General features: G+C 54.2%; 8 protein-coding genes. 6 read left to right on the forward strand and 2 right to left on the reverse strand.

Features of this window, described 5'->3' with window-relative positions; genetic code table 11:
• On the forward strand, positions 1-224 hold a 224-nt coding region (locus DK510_RS23225), incomplete at its 5' end, for a transposase (protein WP_234998928.1).
• Between the two features lie 88 nt (positions 225-312).
• Here DK510_RS23225 and DK510_RS05155 read toward each other — a convergent pair.
• Positions 313-999: an OmpA family protein gene (locus DK510_RS05155; RefSeq protein WP_109311213.1), complete on the reverse strand. Its 687-nt coding sequence runs from the start codon at positions 997-999 to the stop codon at positions 313-315.
• A 196-nt stretch (positions 1000-1195) separates the two neighbouring features.
• On the opposite strand from DK510_RS05155, the gene DK510_RS05160 reads away from it, so the two are divergent.
• Genes DK510_RS05160 through DK510_RS05170 form a run of 3 tightly spaced genes read left to right on the forward strand, consistent with a single transcriptional unit; the run spans position 1196 to position 6139 of the window.
• Positions 1196-2566, forward strand: a complete 1371-nt coding sequence (locus DK510_RS05160; protein ID WP_234998930.1) for a TolC family outer membrane protein — start codon at positions 1196-1198, stop codon at positions 2564-2566.
• The gene (locus tag DK510_RS05165) at positions 2563-4833 is read left to right on the forward strand and encodes a type I secretion system permease/ATPase (protein ID WP_234998931.1); all 2271 of its coding nucleotides are present in this window, start codon (positions 2563-2565) and stop codon (positions 4831-4833) included. Before DK510_RS05160 ends, DK510_RS05165 begins: the two co-directional genes overlap by 4 nt.
• On the forward strand, positions 4820-6139 hold the full coding sequence (locus tag DK510_RS05170) for an HlyD family type I secretion periplasmic adaptor subunit (RefSeq protein WP_109311215.1): 1320 nt from the start codon (positions 4820-4822) through the stop codon (positions 6137-6139). Before DK510_RS05165 ends, DK510_RS05170 begins: the two co-directional genes overlap by 14 nt.
• A gap of 6 nt (positions 6140-6145) precedes the next feature.
• Here the strand turns inward: DK510_RS05170 and DK510_RS05175 are convergent, their stop codons facing one another.
• Complete coding sequence (locus DK510_RS05175) at positions 6146-17137, reverse strand: hypothetical protein (protein ID WP_109311216.1); 10992 nt, start codon at positions 17135-17137, stop codon at positions 6146-6148.
• A 268-nt stretch (positions 17138-17405) separates the two neighbouring features.
• Between DK510_RS05175 and DK510_RS05180 the strand changes: the two genes are divergently transcribed.
• Together DK510_RS05180 and DK510_RS05185 are read left to right on the forward strand one after the other, a co-directional pair.
• A complete protein-coding gene (locus DK510_RS05180; protein ID WP_109311217.1) occupies positions 17406-18113 on the forward strand; it encodes an IS6 family transposase in 708 nt (235 codons plus the stop codon).
• Positions 18114-18169: 56 nt separating this feature from the next.
• Positions 18170-18451: an Hsp20/alpha crystallin family protein gene (locus tag DK510_RS05185; RefSeq protein WP_109311218.1), complete on the forward strand. Its 282-nt coding sequence runs from the start codon at positions 18170-18172 to the stop codon at positions 18449-18451.
• The last annotated feature ends 151 nt before the right edge of the window (positions 18452-18602 follow it).

The following is an 18602-nucleotide window of genomic DNA, read 5'->3' on the forward strand; positions in this document are numbered from 1 at the left end:
GCCGCTGGCTGAACAATCGGGCCGAGAATTCCCATCTGCCATTTCGACGACGAGAACGTGCGATGCTCCGCTTCAGGCAAATGCGATGTTTGCAGAAGTTCGCCGCAGTTCATTCTTCCGTCCACAATCATTTCAATCAGGAACGCGCCCTCTACAGCAGAGACAATTTCAAGCTCAACCGCGCCGCTGCTCTCTCCGAGTGGCGCCAACTTTGTTCAGCATAAGTTCCGGCATTTAGGGGTAAACAGAGACTGCTTCGAATTGGTCTGACAGCACCCTGAGAAGGGTTCGAATTAGTCCTGTAAGCGTCGCTTAGTTTCTGACAGCGACTTCTAACCTTGCGAAGCTGCAGAAACACCGCTTGGAGTATTCGACTTTTCTAACCGAATTAAAGTTCAATCCCGCAGCCTTTCCACAGTCTTCCTTCGCGGCACCTGCCATTTGAAATGCCGGTCCATTTAGCCCTGAGTTTACTAGCTGGACGCGTTGTGCAGAAGCCTTGCTCAAGCGGTCTAAAAGGTCAGTCTGTAATTCGTCTCCAATAGCAGTTTCCGAAATTTGAATATCCCGATAGCTGCGACAAGCCGCCAGGATTTCTGCCAAGCCCACAGTCACTCGCCGGTTACGGCGGTTCGCTGTAGCCACTGCAATCAGTAGGTCGGACTTTCCGCGGCTGGAAATATTACCAATCTCGTCAACAGGAATACCCTCAGCAACCAGCGCGCGAGCAACCGTGTTTGCGCGTCTGAGGCCTAGATCTTGATTGTAACCCGTAGACCCCACGGCATCAGTGAAGCCCACGACAATAGTGGGTTTGTAGCTGTTGACTGCTTTTAACCGATCCGCAATCTCTCGAATTTGGCGTTGCCCCTGGGCATCAAGCTGATCCGAGTCAAAATTGAAATTGACCGTGCCGAAAACCTCTGCTGAGGCAGCAATAGGCAGCGCAAAGCAAAGAAGGATCAGGAACTTCCGCACCCCTTGAATGCACCGCCTCATATGGACCTCATCGAAAGAAATGATGCTGACACAATGACAACGCCAGAGAAATTAGGCAAGTCTTGAGACCTCTACTTGACGCTTGTGAAAAAACCTGTGGAAATAGAGTGAGCTACAAATTCGCATAAGTTGACCTAACCGCTCGAGGTAATAAATGCACCAGTGTTTTTGGGCTTGCGTCTTTGGATGCCTTTCCTTGGCGACCCAAATTGAACCTGCCAATGCGCTATCATTGGAGGAAACAATTCTCTTTGTGTTGGAAACAAACCCAGAAATCACTGCGGCGGAAGCCAACAAGCAGGCCATCGAGTTTGAACTCCAGCAAGCCCGGAGTTTCTGGGCTCCTCGATTTGAGATAGATGCGTTTGCGGGAAGCAGTATCAACGACGGAAGCACGACGCCGGACCTTTCCTCAGCACAGAGTTGGATTGGGGGATATGAGCTGGGTATTCGTATGTCGCAACTCTTGTTCGACGGGAAGGAGACCCGCTCGGAAATCGAACGTCAGGCATATCGGATAGATGCCGCCGCGTTGCGTGTTCTGGAACGCTCCGAAGTCTTGTCGCTGGAAGCGGTTAGACTTTACGCTGATGTATTGCGTGCACAGTCCTTGATTAAGCTTGCCCGGGAAAACAAAGACTATCACGTCGAGGCTCTAAACCGTATCCAAAGGGCGTTCGATAGTGGTGTGGTTGGCATTGGCGATCTGCAACAAGCCGAAGAGCGATTGATACTGGCCGAAGACACCATCATTTCATTCGAACTTGATCTTGAAGACATTAAAAACCTCTTCATCACGGTTGTCGGTGTTGAGGCTGAAGGCTTGTCGGTGGTGCCGGATATCCGTCGCGCTTTGCCCGCCGATCTGGATGCAGCGTTGCAAATTGCACGACGTACCAACCCTACGATTAAGTTTTTGCAAGCTGATGTTGGCTCCGCGGAGGCTTTGTCCCGTCGAACCGATGCCAATGCCTTGCCTAAGCTTTTCCTCGAGGCAGATGGACGTGTCGGAGAGGATGTCGGAGGGTACGAAGGGGACGTCGCCGATGCGCGCATTGGACTGGTGATGCGGTACCAGTTTCAAGGAAGTTCAAAACGGGCGGCACGTCAGGAAGAAGTACGCCGGGTCAGCGAAAGCCGGGCGCGCCTGTTGGCTCAAACTCGACGTGTGGAAAACGAAGTCCGCCAAAGCTATTCGGTCTATAAGTCAGCACAGCGGCGCACCAAAACCATCACTGCGCAGGTGCAAATTGCACACAAGCTGCGAGAAACTTATGAGCAGGAATTCACGGTCGGACAGCGTTCTTTGTTGGATGTGTTGAATACGCAGAACGCGCTGTTCCAGGCCGAGGCAAATCTAGTGAATGCAAAGGCCGCCGAGAACTATGTTCGATACCGTATACTTGCCTCGATTGGTGTGTTGTTGAAATCCTTAAAAATCGAACCGCCAGAGGACTCGAAAGTGTATGCAAGGGACGAGTTGAACGTGCAGCCTCTGAGCCAGACTGGTAATGAACAAAGACTGGACGCCCGGGCCTTCAAGGACTGGCGGAAGTCGTTGGATTGAATAGACAGCACCCCGCAAACGGAGAAAGTCAGATCGCCACCGACGAAACGCCAAAACAAGCAGCCCAGGTAAGCATCGCCCCGCGCGTGGTCTCAGGAGAGAAATCTGCTGCTCCGAGCAAGCCGGATTGGCAGTTAAACGGGCCTCCGGCCGATCCGCTGGCCAGCGCTGCGGCTGCATGCATGCGTTTGCGGGGCAGGGATATTGGTGACGAGATGCTGAGGGCCGGTCGCCCGTTGGATGCGTACGGGTGCCTGAGCCCCGATCAGGCGATTAAAGCGGTTGAGGCACATGGGTATCGCGCGCACATGACGCGTCGCAAGCTGGTCGACATTCCCGAGTATGTTTTGCCAGCAGTTCTGTTTCTGTCCGGGCGCGAAGCTTGTGTGCTGGTCAGCAACGACAACGAGTCCGCCGCGGTTATTTGGCCGTCGCGCTCAGACGATACCCTGACATTGCCGGCCTCTGAACTCGCCGAGAACTACGCCGGGCATGTATTGCTTTTGCAAACAGATGTTGTTTCGGGGCCAAACCGCGAACCGTCTGAAGCTTCGCGACATTGGTACTGGAGCGTGGTGAACCGGTTCTGGGGCGATTACATGCAGGTGATCATAGCCTCTGCCATGATCAACCTACTGGCTTTGGCGATGCCGCTATTCACGATGAACGTATATGACCGCGTTTTCCCAAATGCTGCGGTAGTCACACTCTGGTCGCTGGTCGCAGGTGTCGGGTTGGCTCTGTTTGTGGATGCGATTCTAAAGTGGGTGCGTGCCCGGGTCGTTGACAAGGTTGCACGACGGGTCGATCTGGCTGTATCTGCCGAAATATTCCGGCACATTTCTGATCTGAGACTGGACAGTCAGGCGCAGCCCGCCGGTGGATTGATCAACAACCTTAAGGACTATGAGCAAGTTCGCGATTTCTTCTCGTCGCAAACGCTAGCCTCGCTCACGGATCTGCTCTTTGCTTTTTTGTTCATCGGTGTGATCGCCTATATCGGTGGTCCGCTGGCCTGGCCTCCGGCGATCGCGTTGGGTTTTGTGTTGGTCATGGGCCTTATGATCATGATCCCGCTTCGACAGGCGTCTAACTCGGACCGTCAGATGTCCGGTGTTAAAAACGCCGTGGCTGTCGAGGCAGTGACGGACCTTGAGACACTCAAGGCGGTGTCTGGGCAAAGTCGAATGCAGGCAAGGTGGGAGCGGTTGGTGACCGAGTCCGCAACCACGCAGGAACGAAGCCGCCGTTTGGCAACGCTTGCAACAACTGTGACCGGTTTTGCGCAGCAGTTATCTTCCATTGGGATTGTGGTCATCGGGGTTTACCTTGCGTTGGAAGGTAATTTGACGATGGGGGCCGTGATCGCCGCCATGATCCTGTCCGGTAGAGCCATGGCACCAACCGCGGCCCTGGCTGGGTTATTCGTTCGCGCGAGTTTCGCATTTTCAACGCTGCGCGGGTTGAATGCGTTGATGTCGCAACCTTCGGATAAAAGCGTTTCCAGCGCCGCCGTGAATGCTCCGGCCGAAGAAGGTAGATTCGAGTTGAAAAGCGTTTCGCTGCAGTATCCGGGAACCAAAGTCCCGGCGCTGAAAGACGTTTCGTTTGAAACGATACCGATGGCGAAAATCGGCGTGATCGGCCCGGTCGGCGCAGGTAAAACCAGTCTGGTCCGCGTTCTGTCAGGGCTATATGCGCCATCCGAAGGTATGATTCTGCTGGACGGTTTGAACATGGCGCAAATTGCGCCGGTGCAACAGCGTCAAGATATCCAACTTGTCCCGCAGGAGGCGGTGCTGTTTTCAGGAACCTTGGCTGAGAACATTGCGTTTGGTGTGCCTCACGCCACCAATGCAGATGTCCTGCGTGTGGCGCGGCTTGCCGGCGTGGATCGCATTGCGGCCTCGCACCCACAAGGGTTTGGTATGCCCATAGCCGAGCGGGGTCGAAACCTATCGGGAGGGCAACGCCAACTGGTCGCTTTGGCCCGTGCTTTACTACCAAAACCACGGGTCTTAATCTTGGATGAGCCGACCTCATCCATGGACACGCAAACCGAGAAGCTGTTTGTCAAAAACCTAGCGCGCGTTATGCGGCATTGGCCCATGAGCCTGATCGTTTCGACCCATCGCAGCAGTTTGCTGGCCTTGGTCGATACTTTGATCGTGCTCGACAGCGGCGAAATCACAGCCAAAGGACCCAAGGATGCCATTCTGAAGCAATTGGCGGATAACAACGCGAGGGCTCGAAATGAGCAATCGTGATTGGGAATTGGTGGATTTCGCCCAAGGTCGAGAGGCATCCCGCGTTCGACGATCGTCGGGTTGGGTTTTCGCAGTCCTCGTTGGCCTTTTGCTGATTGTCGGCTGCGCGCTTTGGTGGGCATCGCTTGCGCGGATTGAGGAGTTGGCCCGTGCCACTGGCCGTGTTGTCCCATCGGGTCAGGCCAGAGTCGTCGAGAGCCTTGAGGGCGGTATTGTCCGTGACATTCTGGTGCGCGAGGGCGACACGGTTGAAGCTGGCGAGATTTTGGTACGTCTGGATGATACAAGTTCAGCGGCCAGTTTAGGCGAACTGCGGGCCCAGCAATGGGCTCTGCATGCTCGTGCCTTGCGCCTTGAGGCCGAGTTGACGGGGGCGGAAGTGCCCAACTTTTCTTCGGCGGGTATCGACCCGAATAGTCCATTGGCCGTGCGAGAGAGTGCGCTATTCGACAGCAGAGCAGCTTCTTACCTCGGACAAAGTGCTGTTCTGGATGCACAGGTCCAGCAACGGGTGCAAGAAATTGCTGAGTTAGGCGCTGCGTTGGACCGCGTGGCCGAGAACCTTGCGTTGCTTGACGAGGAAATTCAGATCAAGACAGACAGCGGTATTGTCCCACGCGCTCAGATTCTGCCGGTCGAGCGCGAACGTAGTGCCAAGCGTCAGGAACGGGACGCGCTGAAAGGGCAGCGTGAGCAAGCCCGGGCGGCCTTAACAGAATCTGAGGCCCGTGTGACCGAAGCCGAATTGCAGCGCCGGGCCGAGATCAATATCGAACGGTCTGATACCCTGAACCAACTCAGCGTCATCGAAGAAAGCCTCAAGAGCGCGACGGATGTAGTTAACCGAGCAGCATTGCGTGCGCCGGTGAATGGTATTGTCTCAACCCTTAACGTCTACACCATCGGCGCAGTGATTGCGCCGGGGGAGGAAGTTCTGCGAATTGTCCCCGCAGATGACACTTTGCTGATTGAAGCGCGGGCAAGGCCCGAGGACGTGGCCTTTATTCGACCGGGCTTGCCTGCAAGCATCAAACTGACATCATTTGATTTCACGGTTTACGGATCGCTTGAAGGACAGGTGACGCGCGTCGGTGTTGACGCCGAACAGGATGAAGCCACGGGCGAGATCTATTTCCCGCTAGTTGTCGAAACGCAAAGCAATGCGCTGGAAAAAGGCGATATTCGGTTGGAAATTCGTCCTGGAATGGTCGCTTCGGTCGATATTTTGACTGGAGAGCGCACGGTTCTGGACTACCTGCTGAAACCGTTTCGAAAGGCCCGATTTGAAGCTATGCGCGAGCGGTAACCTAGCTCAGATCACCGCTGTTTGCTGTGCCCCACTGGCGTCGTTGAAGATCACTTCGACTTGACCTGCAAAGCCACCGCCGGCCGCATTGATCGTGGCAACCAGCGTCCCGGACACGTCTAGCTCGCCGGATGTATTGTCGTAGGTAACCTCGCTTCCGAGATTGACCGGATCGACGCTAACCAGTGCGGTCAAGTCGACCTGATCACCGGCCACTGGGCCCTCGTAATCCGTTATCACGTCAGACATGGTCAACTCGGTCATCACGAAGATGTCCGAGCCTGTACCGCCTTCCAGCGTGTCCGATCCTTCGCCGCCGGTGATGGTGTCGTTGCCGGAACTACCAATCGCCCAATCAGCCCCTGTTCCAAGATCGACGTCGTAGCCCTTTGTGGATGCGGACAGATCGATAAAATCGTTCCCATCCAGCAAGCTGAATCCTTCAATTTCGGCGTAGGGCGATGCTGCGGACAGAACCACACCGTCGTTCCCGCTTGTGCCTATTGCGATGTCATTTCCACCCACTGCGCCGGTAACATCATCCAACAGATCACGTGGAGCACCACCTGGGTCGCTGATTGTCGTGCCGGTGGTTTCCATCTGCAGAGTGTCTATGTCCAGATTGGCCTGGGCGCTGGTGCTGGCGGGCCCGGGGCCGCTGTCTACGATATCATAGGTCATAACGGGCGTTCCGACATAGGCGTTGGGTACCGTGATCTGAACTCCGGTTGCCTGCACATCGATGGTGACGTCCGGGTCCGTCGTTGCAACATTCAAAACGCTCAAAGGTTGATCCGGGTCACTTGCGTTGGACATCAAGGTTGCAAAGTCGATGAAGAACACAGGCTCCCTCGAGGACACACTGACAGGGCCGGAGACAACTGGCTGATCGTTAACTTCGATTATGAAGTTGTCGCTTGGACCGCTGCCATGGTTCGTCGATACCGTGATTGTCCCTTCTACGGCGCCCGCGAATTCTGCAGGAAGTGTAATCGCCAGCGTTGCGACCAGGAGGGCGAAATCTGCGGGTGATGTAGCGCCTCGGGTCAGTGTCAGAATCTGGCGGTCCGAGGACAAATTGCCTGCCGAAACAGTAGTTCCCGCTGGCAAGGGGGCAGTGAATTGGACCACAACCTGTTCTAGCGTCTCAGATGGTGTGGCCTGTGTGTCCGTTACTGTCGCGGTGATGCCGAAATCCACCTGAATTGGGTTGCCGTTTTGAGGCACCGATTGCGGCATTGGATCAATCGTTACGGTAAGGTCCAATTCACCATCAACATCGATGGTGAAGTTACCGGTTTGGTTGCCACCTTCATTTGTGGTCGCTTGAAGCGAGCCGTTCAACGACGTTCCATTGGTCGCAAAGTCTGTCGGGAAGTTCACTTGCAATTGGTTGAAATCTGTCAGGCTGCCTGTGAAAACGAGATCCCCTGTCACTGCGATCGGAGCGCCGGTACCAATCTGATAAGTCGCCCCGACGGGAACGCCCAGAATTGTATAAGTAACGGAATCGACGAATTCGGATCCGTCCGTATCCGTGACCTGAATGTCAAAATCTCCTGCGGGCGAATAGCTAACTATGCTATCCGTTTCCATCAAATCGACGTCGGGGTCAGTCACCGTAAGCACAAGGTCCGGCGTTGGTGTTATGGTCAGATCAATCATCGCCGGCGGAGAAGCTTCCGTATCAGAGAAGCCGCCGCCAACTGCTGAATCTGTGGTGATTGCGACCACATCCAAGGAAACGTCACCTGCAAAATCCGGGGGAGGTTCAAAAGTAACAACCCCGGCTGGAAGAAAAGCATTTCCATTGGTTGATGCACCTGCGGCACCGGCTAATGTGACCACGCCTCCGACTATTGGTTGCTCAACCCCGTCAACAAGAATCTTGCCACCTGGTGGCACTGTAATTTCGAAACTGACCGTCTCATGCGGGTCGGGTGTGTTTCCGGAAATGCTCAGTGTGTAAACTGTGCCGTCATCCTCTGCGCCTGTTGTCGGGGTGGCCGTGGCGGACACCGTGGGCACATCGGCATCCGGGCGTACCTGAACAATGAAGTTAACCGAACCGGATGCACTATCCGAATTTGCAAGTTCCAAAGTGTTTACCGTCAGGGTCAACGGAATTTGTGACGGAATCGTCGGATCCAACGCGTCCGGTGTACGCGCATGTTCATTTTTCAGCTTGATCTGAACCTGCGCCCAAGCCGCTTGGGTAATGGTGAAACTACCGTCCCCATTGTCGATGAAACCGCTTGAGGGGCCCGTGACCGATAGATAGTCTGGTACCCCAGACAAAACAATTGTGACCTCTTCGGATCCATCCTGATCTGGCGAGTCCGCATCAATAACGCTGTCCAGCGTAAATGGTACATCCTCAATTATGGTGATCACCGGCGTCGGCCCGCTAAGGTCCACGTAGGGCTGTCCAGTATCCGGATCAGTAGGTGTTTGGTCGAAATCAAAAATGGGCGTATCGGCGACCGGTATGATATCCACAGTGCGCGTAATTGTATTAGACAGCGTTGATCCATCAATATCTTCAGTCGTCGCCGTTACTCTGTATTCCAGAGGGCCGCTATAATGCTGATTGGTAGTAATCTGTACCGTTGCCAACTGCGCTGGTGTAACTGTGTAGGCGATGAAGCCACCCGCCACCGGTGTACCGGGAATAGGATTGCCATTGCCATCCAACAACTGCCCACCATTTGCGCCGTCGATTTCGACGATGATATCTCCGGTCAGTTTTTCACCTGGGTCGATACCATTTATCTTAATACCTGGTAAGAATGGCGTGTCTTCCAGAGCCGAGTTTCCAACTGTCGTGGTGATTTCTGGCCCGTCAACGACCGGGTTAATTGTGATGTTGAATGAACTGGTCGCGCTGTCTGAAGTGCCGCAGGTGAAGTTGTTCAATAGCATGAAGTACTCAAGCTGATTCAAGTTGTCATACGGGTCATCCGGTCCAAAAGTTTCGTTTGGATCGAAAGGGTTGGCCGGGCTTGACTGATGTTCAGGCGGAGTAAACAGGATTGAGCCTGCTGTCTGTGTCGGATCGTTTGGATCAACGCCCAAAAGTGCAAGATCGATGGCGTAAAGACCGGTAACTGGGTCGAACAATACCGCGCCTGGTGGATCACTGCTAAGCGATGAGCCTGGCGGCAAAGTTATCCCAAGCCCGAAGTCGCCGGTCACGCCGTTCGGCAGGTTCGACAGATCATCGATACTGTCGTAGAAGGGCGGGTTCGGAGTGAGCTTGATTTTAAATGCTATTTCAGTGTCTTCGTCTCCGCTGCCAATCAACTCAAGCACCGGGAGCGGCAGATCCTGTTCTGGGGTGCACGGGTTTCCACCGCCTCCATCCGGGTCGGGAATGACCACGATTGTGAAGTCTTCTGAAACGGTCGCGCCACCTGGCAAAGCGTCGATGGCAGAAATGGTTTGTTCGGGAGTGAGGCCGGCAAAACTGGGCAGGTTGGCATCGTCTTCAACGACAATCGCAGTGAAGGTCATGTCATAGTAGGTGGGCTGGCTCACATCAGCGGGAACGAACGTCAAGTTTGGCAGTTCGGCTTCAGTTACGACATAGCTGGTGCCTGTCGCATCAATTGGCGTGGCGTTGGTGAATGCTGTCGCAGGGTCTACGCCAGTAATGATGTAGTAAATTGTCTCGGAGCCGTCGAAATCCGGATTGGCCGCGCCTTGTGGAACAAGGATTTCGGTCATTTCTCCGGTCAAGGGAGTAACATTCTGGCTGAATGTGATAGCCTCGTTTTGAGAAATGATGCCGGAATCGATGGTGAATATGCTCAGCCGTTTATCAAGTAGGAACGGCGCGGTATCAAAACCGGCATATCCATAGATACGGACCGAGTTTTCTACGCCATCGACCACTTCACCCGGTCTGAAAATAGGATCGATCAGGTTTGGGTTCTGGGGAAAGGACGCTTCATCCTGAACGGTTATGATTGGATCGTCAGCGATGCCCTTCACGGTCAACGTCGCAGTCCCGGTCGCGACCACAGATTGTGTCGGGTCGAGCGTTTCGAAATAGATCAACGAAATGTCAAAGACGAAGTCTTCATTGCTGTCTTGCCCCGGAACGACCCAGAGAGTTGAGGCCTGCGCAACAGTCAGTTGAAGAGTCCCTCGCGGTCCAGAAAATATCGGGAACAACTCAACCGAAGCTGGATCATTGGGTGGGCCATCGAAGAACTGCGGTACCCGGCCACCGGAATCCGCGATGATGTTGCTAATGACAACAACATCCAAAATCGCTTCGGGCGAGCCAGGCGAGTTGGTGGGATTATCGATCAGGTTTCCATCGATTGGGAAGAATACAGCAAGATCTTCCAACGTCGCATATGTCTCGCTTGGATCGCCGCCATCAACTATCGGGTCGATATACAGAGTTTCAGGCAATGTCGTGACGCGCGTACCACCGCCGTCAGCCTCGGTGGTGACAACTTCCACATTCACCGACACAGGGCCGGCGAAATGCAATGGTATCCCGCGCGCTTCGACTTCTAGCCAGCCACCGTTCTCCAGGCTCCATGTATTAAAGCCCGGCGGTGTGTTCACCTCGGTCAACAAAGCCGGAATTTTGGGGCCGCCTGGATTTGCCGGGTCCGGAACGAAGATAGTGATACCGTCAGGTACCTGCCGCAACACGACGGCCGTGACTTCCTCACTTCCGTCCTGGTCCTGAATGATTGGGCTGAACGGAATCTGCCAAACCCCTCCAGCCGCGTCGATAACAGCTTCGTTGCCTTCGGGTAGGGTCACAATAACCGCGAAGTTGTTCACCGGATCGACATCCACATCGAACGTCGCATCAGATACCTGCCCGTCAGTGGTTACGGTGTTGTCATCCAGCGTAGTCAGGGTGATCGTCAGATCGTCGCCAAAGAAGTCCCCGGCAGACGTAAAGGGGTCCGTGTTGTTGCGGTCGATGTCGTAGTCTTCGTAGAGCGAAGGCTGGAGTTGAATTGAGCCAGCGAAGCTTGTGACGTCAGGGGCAAAGTTGATGGTCAACTCCCCGGTTGATGCGTCGTACGTTGCGCTGTCGATCTTGTCCAATTCCGACTGGCTCAGCGGGGCGGTTCCATCGGATGCGAAAAACGCCGCTGCATCTACAGTGTTTCCCGTCAGGAAATCTGCAATCCAATCGCTGGGAACGTTTCCGATGACCAGAGCGCTAAGCTCTTCCGACCCGTCCGTATCAGGTGTTGACGCATCAAGGCCAACGAAGAACCCGACTTGACCGGGGCCCGAGCCGTCGGCTGTGCTTTCCAGCAATGTCAGGATTTCCGATCCGCTCACCGAGCCGTCTTCAACACTAGCTGAAACCGAAGTAGGGCTACCTGTCGCAACTTCTGCTGCAGCGAGAACAAAAACCGATGCCGTGAGGTCTGCTTCGGCTCGTGGATTAACGGTCTGAGTGATCTGGAAGGCGCTTGAATTAAAGTTGTCGGACAAGTCATCCTCAACGTCACCAGTCGTGGTTTCGTTCCATGCCAGGGCACCATCAATGGTGAGCAGACCACTGAAGTGCTGCGGCACGACAGTTTCCAAAGATTCGAGCGCTGCGGTGAATTGGGCTTGGGTGGCACCTGCGGCCGGGGTCAGAGTGTAAGAGACGGTGTCAGCTGTTGACCCGGACTGCGCGATCGTAATGAAACCTGCTAACGCCGGGTCGCTCACGCGAAGTTCCAGCTGGCTGGTGTCAGAAGGATCAAAAACTTCACTGGCCGTTGCCACCGTTATGGTCAAATCCAGTGAGGAAATCGTTTCCGACCCATCATTGTCCGCGAGTGCTGTACCAGTAATGTCTAGGTCGATACGACGCCTTCCATTCCGGTTTTCGTTAACCGTCACGTCAGTGGCAGTGACATTCAATCCGTCCACAATGGCGTCTACATCGACGTCGACGCTGTCTGTTTCGGTTTGAGTGTCGGTAGGTAGTGTGGGAGCGGTGTCTACGGACGTGACAGTGGCTGCCAGCTCCGCTCCTACAATTGATTGAACATCCCGGTCGTCGTTGCCCAGTGGTTCAACACGCAACGCTCCGTCAAAGTCTGTGACGCCGGGAACCAACGCAATTGTCAGTGTTGTACCCGATATGGTTGCTGACGCGATCTGTGCAGCACCTTGTTCGAAAAGGGCCAGATCAACAGCGCCCCCGGTATCTGGGACCCAACCCGGCGGAATATTCTCGATAACGATTTGAGTCAGAGATTCTGATCCGTCCTGATCCGGTGTTTCGGCGTCGATCAGCAGTAGGAAAGAGGTATCCTCATCCACGATGAAATTGTCGGGTCCGCGCTCATCAACGTTGGGAGTGCTATCGTCAACGGAAAGAACGATCGTAGGCTCGGCGACTGGCGTTACATTTAGATAGAAGCTTTCTGTCGTAACTGTCGGGTTACCCTCATCGGTATCAACGGTGATAGTGATGTCGATGACGCCCGAATAGTGTGTCGGTAGGCTCGTCACTGCCAGCGTTTGCAACTCGGCGACTGTACCGCTCCATTGCGTGTTTCCGGCATTCAGAACCGTTCCGTCGCTGAGAACGGTATCGCCGTTTGGCAGATTGGCGAAGTCAAGTGTGATGGATGTAATCGACTCGGACCCGTCGATATCTGTCACACCCACGTCCAAGTTCAACGGTATTGGTTGGCCCAAATCCTCGATCACCGTGATATCCTGCGCGGTGATTTCGACATCTTGCTCGGAATTCACAGTAACTGTGAATGTTCCTGTTTCGATGCCGTCATTTGGTCCGGTATCGGTTTCACCGGCCAGCAAAGCCTCGTCAGTCGTAAAGGTCGCGCTACCGGTGATAGGCGTCGTCGTTGAGAAATCATCCGGCAAGCGGATGACGAGGTTCCCGTACTCGGCCAGGGATAGTCCGCTAAGGGTCAGCGCATTTCCCGCGGATGAAGTTAGGAAGGTGACACCGCCGTTGAGCGAGTATTGCGTACCCGGAGGCAACCCGTTCACGACCACGTCGACCGTGGCAATCGCCTCGGAACCGTCCGCGTCCGTTGCCTGACCAGTCACCGCATCTGCCGGTCGAAATTCCAACGGCGCCGAGGTTGTGTTGTCTTCGTCTGTATCACCCGGAACATCATTTTCGGTCAGGACAATCGAGCCGGGTCCAGAAAGAGCCAGATCGCCTTCGGCGCTCAGGTTAATCGTCAGTACTCCGTCGTCGACGCCACCCTCATCTGTGACCGCTACTATCTGAGCTTCAAGTGCAGAGGCAGGGTTTTGGGTGGAGAAGTCCGCAGGCAACTCTATCACCAGATTCTGATAGGTGGCCAAGTCGCCAACAAAATTCAGGGTAGGTGACGCCGCGATGAAGGTCGCACCACCATCAGTGGACACCTGCGTGCCGGGCGGCAGTGCATTGAATACAACAATCACCAGATCGACGGATTCCGATCCGTCTAAATCGGTTGCACGAGGAAGGATGAAATCAGACGGTGTGACCAGCACAACATCGTCCGTTTCGGACAAATTGACGGTGGCGTCATCAACTTCGACATCACCTTCAAAGTTCACAGTTACCGGGATCAATCCACTGGTCGATCCCTGATCGGTAACGATGTCCAACGAAGCAACCAGGTTAACCAACGGGTTTTCGGTGGAATAATCGGTTGGGAAGATAAGCCGTACATCACGTGGATCCGGCCCCGTTCCTGTATATTCGAACAGGAAATCGAACGTGTTGCCCGGGCCCGGAGTAAAGGTTCCAACCGCTGTTCCTGTCCCGTCCACCGCCTGTGTGCCGGGAGGTAACCCATTCAACGAGAAGGTAAGAGTTTGGATAACTTCATCAACCGGGATTTGGACATTGATAAAGGCGGATAGCAAAACCTCGACAGGTGCGTCGGTCTCGTTGGCAATGACCTCACCTCCGATGACAACATCCGTAACAGGTTCGACAATGATGACTTGAGGAGTGGCAACTTGGCCTTCGGGTGTCGTTACCGTGATTGTGCTGCTTATTGTTCCGTTGTAGTCCCCGGGCAAACCTAATTGCAGAGCTTCTGCATCGGCGACCGTACCCGTCCAAACGCCGGTCGACGGATCGAAGCTGCCGGTCGGAAAGTTCGTTCCGGCCGGAATCCCAACAAATTGTATGGAAACAGAGGCAGAAAAAGGGGTCCCCGGTGCAGCAGTTTCGGAACCGTCGATATCAGTGATGTCGATGTCGATCTGTAGATCCACGACGACCCCTGCAGAACTGCCGGGGACCCCACCGTCTTCCTGCGCGCGAATCTCCAATGGAGCGCTGAGGTCGGCATCCAGCTCAAAGTCGATATCCACGACGCGGGTCGCTGTAGCGGTGCCGTCCATGGCTGTGTCAGTGTTTGGGTCTTGATCCTCATCGGTTTGCACCGCCAATGTGAAGGTCAGCGGCAGCGCTACGTCGCCATTCGTCAGGTCGGCCCGGTTGGCTGTCGAAAAGTCCTGCGGCAACGTGAGTTCGAATGCATTATAAGCCGCGAGAACATCTGCCACCGAGGCCGCATTCATTGTTAGGGTCAGAGTTGCAGCGCCCGTTGCCGGGTTGTCGACTATACTCAGAACTGCACCCGCAGGCGGCGAAATCGCCAACGAGGCTGGTGTTGAGCCCGCGGGAAGGCCTTCAATTGTGAACGTCAGGGTCTCAAGGCTTTCAGACCCATCCGCGTCGGTGACAATAGGTTCCAGCAAATCCGACGGAGTGATCAGAGTTGTAGCGTCCGTTTCATCCGGCACAGTGTCGGGCTGAGTATCGTCAATATAAACATCGCCTTCCGCGCTGATGATGATGTCAAACGTGTCCGATACAGGGGTGGTCAACAGGCCGTTCTCGCGCGTTGTCACAGTAAGATTGGCCGTTAGTGTCGTTGGAGGGTTTTCGGTCGAGAAGTCCGTCGGGAAAATCAAACGCACACCGGCCGGGTCAAATCCTGACGTGTCAACGTTGTAATTCAGAACCAGGTCGACCGTAGAGCCTCCTCCAGGCCTGATTGATCCAATGTCGTTGCCATTCTCATCCACCAAGCGCGTTCCTGCCGGAAGGCTTGATATGGTGAGTTCGAATTGCGCGAGTTCCTCATCAGGATCACTGATGCGGATCTCGACAAAATCGGAAATCCGGATGTCCAGAGGGGCATCCGTTTCTTGAGTAATAATGTTGCCGACGATTTCCACATCCGACGTCGGCGAGACCACGATCAGTTGTTCAATCGTCTCGCTGCCTTCACGCGTAGTGACAGTTACCTGCGTATTGATCTGACCTGAGTAATTTGGTGGCAGCGAAAGTATGAGCGCTTCGGCTTCCGGAACCGTTCCGGTCCAAACTGTTCCATTCAATATCCCAACGTTAACCGAGGTTCCTGCGGGTAAGCTATCTAACCTCACCTCTACTGTTCCGGCGAAAACGAGATCAGATGGGTCCTCAGTTTCAGACCCATCGCGGTCATCGATCGTGATCTCGATACCAAGATCTATGTCGACGCCAATACTGGCATTGGGGTTTCCTGCATCTTCTTCGGCATCGATGCGGGGCGGTCCGGAAAGGTCGATATCTTCCTCAAAACCGATGTCAAGCACACGCGTTACCGAAACGGTGCCGTCATTTGGACCATCGACTGCAGCCGAAGCGTCTTCATCCGTTTGGATGTTGAGGGTAAGGCTTACGGGCAGCTGGGTGCCGCTGGTCAGGTCAGACCGGTTGTCAGTCGAAAAATCCGCAGGAAGTGTTAACTCGAACCCGTCATATGCATTTTGAATGTCCGCGACTTGGGAGGCCACCATTGTAACAGTCAATGTGGAAGACCCGTCGGCCACATTGTTGATAGCTGCAGTCGCTCCGGCTGGGACAACGATACCGAGGCTGGTCAGTGTCGACCCGCCGGGCAGGCCTGTTATGATCAGCTCCAAAGTCTCGTAGTTTTCAGACCCGTCAATGTCTGTGACCTGCGGTTTAAGCAACTCAGACGGTTTGAATGTGGTCGGCGCGTCGGTTTCGTCAGGAACCGTGTCCGGCAGAGTATCATCAATGACGGCATCGCCCTCCGCCAACACTGTGATCTCGAAGTCCAGTCGGCTTGAGCCAAGAAAGTTGGTCTCAATTGTCACTGTCGCTTGCAGAGGTCCGGGAGGCGCGTCGGTGCGGCTTTGAGTTGAGAAATCAGTGGGGTAGGTCAGCGTTAATGCACTGAACTCGGCTTCGGAACCAGAAAACACCAAGGTGGCCGTAGACCCGTTGCTGGTGATCTGACCCAAATTGTACGATGTGCCCAATGGTAAGCCGGTGACCTCAAAGGTGACCAATGTCACTGCCTCTCCCAGATCGGCTTGTTCAATATCGAATTGAATAATTGAGGCGGGGCTCGTCACCACCGGTGCATCGGTTTCTCGCGTTACCGGCAAACCAGAAAGAGTGATAGTATTGTTGCCCGGTTCGGGCACGCCGCCGTCATCAAAAACTTCGTTGCCAAAGTACCTTTCGTCGCGCTGTAACTCAGGAGAGTAGTCAGTGGGTGGCAAGAGAGGGTTATAAATCAACCCGATCAAAGGGTCGCCGACGCGGACCTCTTCCTGTTCTCCTGTGCCGGGCCTGGTCGCACTAAGGTTAGCTAATTGATCAATGGTTAGGCGTGGTAAATCCCCAAGCTGATCCCACTCTCCAAGAGTGTCGATTGAATCTTGCAGCCTGTTCGCGCCGAAAGGGATTCCTGCAGAAAGAATAACGTAGTTGTTTTCGGCTCCCGAGAGCAGAACGACAATTTGCCCGTCTTCAGAAACAAGAAACAGGTCTCCATCGACCACTGCAAATCGATCCGCTTGAAATCCTTCCGGAAGGTTAATCGCCTTCAACCCGTTTGTGTCGATTACTGATAGAAACAGGTCGCGCGAATTAACCAGCGCAGTGGACAACTGTGCTGCGGTGGTCTCTTCAGGGAATTGGTTGCCTTGCTCAATCGTATCCTTGGCCATTGACACTCGCTGCAAAATCACTTCTTAGATCAGACCGACTATTATCTCATTCACAATCAATATTCAGCATAATAAATGTATTTTTGGAAGTGGTGTCCGATTGGTCTTGTCAGATGAATTTGGGTTGAGGCAAGCAGGGTGCTCTCGTAGCCTTCGCGCATGATTAAACAATCGCCATTCAAGTACATCAAAACCAGTCCGGAGGTCATTCAGGCATTGTCAGAGGAAGCCGGCTTGAGGCGGGTAGGGGGGTCCGTAGCTTCGTGGGATGACAAAACCCAATCCATTTTGCTACTTCAAAACCAATCCCGAGATCATCCGCCTTGCGGTGATGCTGTACATCAGATTTCCGCTCTCGCTTCGGAATGTCGAAGATCTGCTGCACGAGCGAGGCATCGACGTGAGCCACGAAACTGTCCGATATTGGTGGAACAGGTTTGGCCCGATGTTTGCTGCTGAGATAAGGCGGAAGCGTGTTCAGCAGCTGCGCGCGTTCTCGAAATGGAAGTGGCACGTGGACGAGGTTTTCGTGAAGGTGAATGGCAAGAGACACTACCTCTGGCGGGCCGTCGATCACGAAGGCGAGGTACTGGAAGCCGTTGTCACCAAACGCCGAAACAAAGCTGCAGCACTGAAATTCCTTAAGAAATTGATGAGGCGATACGGTAAAGCGGAAACCGTCGTCACGTATCGCTTCGCATCGTACCGGGCCGCACTCAGTGAGCTTGGTGCTACCGAAAAACAAAGGACGGGCAGGTGGCTCAACAACCGCGTCGAGAACTCGCACCTGCCTTTCCGACGAAGAGAACGCGCGATGCAGCGTTTCAGGCGCATGCGAAGTTTACAGAAATTCGCCGCCGTCCATTCCTCTGTCTACAACCACTTCAACCAGGAAAGATCGCTCACCAGCCGGGACACCTTCAAGCTGACCCGCGCCGCCGCTCTTAGCGAGTGGCGTCAACTCTGTTCCGGATAGGTTCGCGGTTTCCGCGGCAAACTGAGACTGGTTCGAATTAGTCTGACAGCACCGTCCTGACGGCTGAATTGCCAGGGCTCGAAGAGGATGATGTGGAAATTGAAATCAAGGATCGCAGGCTAATCCTGCGCGGTCAGAAGAAGATTGCGCATGATGAAACGGGCGATCTGCGTGTCAGCAAAACAAGCTATGGCAGTTTTTCCAGAGCCATGTCGCTGCCAGACACTGTGGAAATCGACAAGATTTCAGCAACATTCGACAAAGGCGTTCTGCATATCGAAATGCCGAAGACTGAGCCTCAGGACCCAAGCCGTAAGATCAAGGTATCGTCGAAATAGACGGTCTGTTGGCTCGATACGGGGCTTGAAAATGCCAAATCAGAGGGCCGATCATGGATCGGCCTTCTTTGAGCTGCGGCCTGATAGATGTTTTTTTGAATCCGGGCGGACATCGCAAGTGTTTGTATAAATGCGTTTTATGTACATTCGC

This window comes from Ruegeria sp. AU67, assembly GCF_900312795.1.
GTDB lineage: Bacteria > Pseudomonadota > Alphaproteobacteria > Rhodobacterales > Rhodobacteraceae > Ruegeria > Ruegeria atlantica.

Coding starts and splice junctions, on each gene's coding strand:
- DK510_RS05180 (WP_109311217.1), top strand. CDS start 17,406: ATGACAAAACCCAATCCATTTTGCTACTTCAAAACCAATCCCGAGATC.
- DK510_RS05170 (WP_109311215.1), top strand. CDS start 4,820: ATGAGCAATCGTGATTGGGAATTGGTGGATTTCGCCCAAGGTCGAGAG.
- DK510_RS05155 (WP_109311213.1), bottom strand. CDS start 999: ATGAGGCGGTGCATTCAAGGGGTGCGGAAGTTCCTGATCCTTCTTTGC.
- DK510_RS05175 (WP_109311216.1), bottom strand. CDS start 17,137: ATGGCCAAGGATACGATTGAGCAAGGCAACCAATTCCCTGAAGAGACC.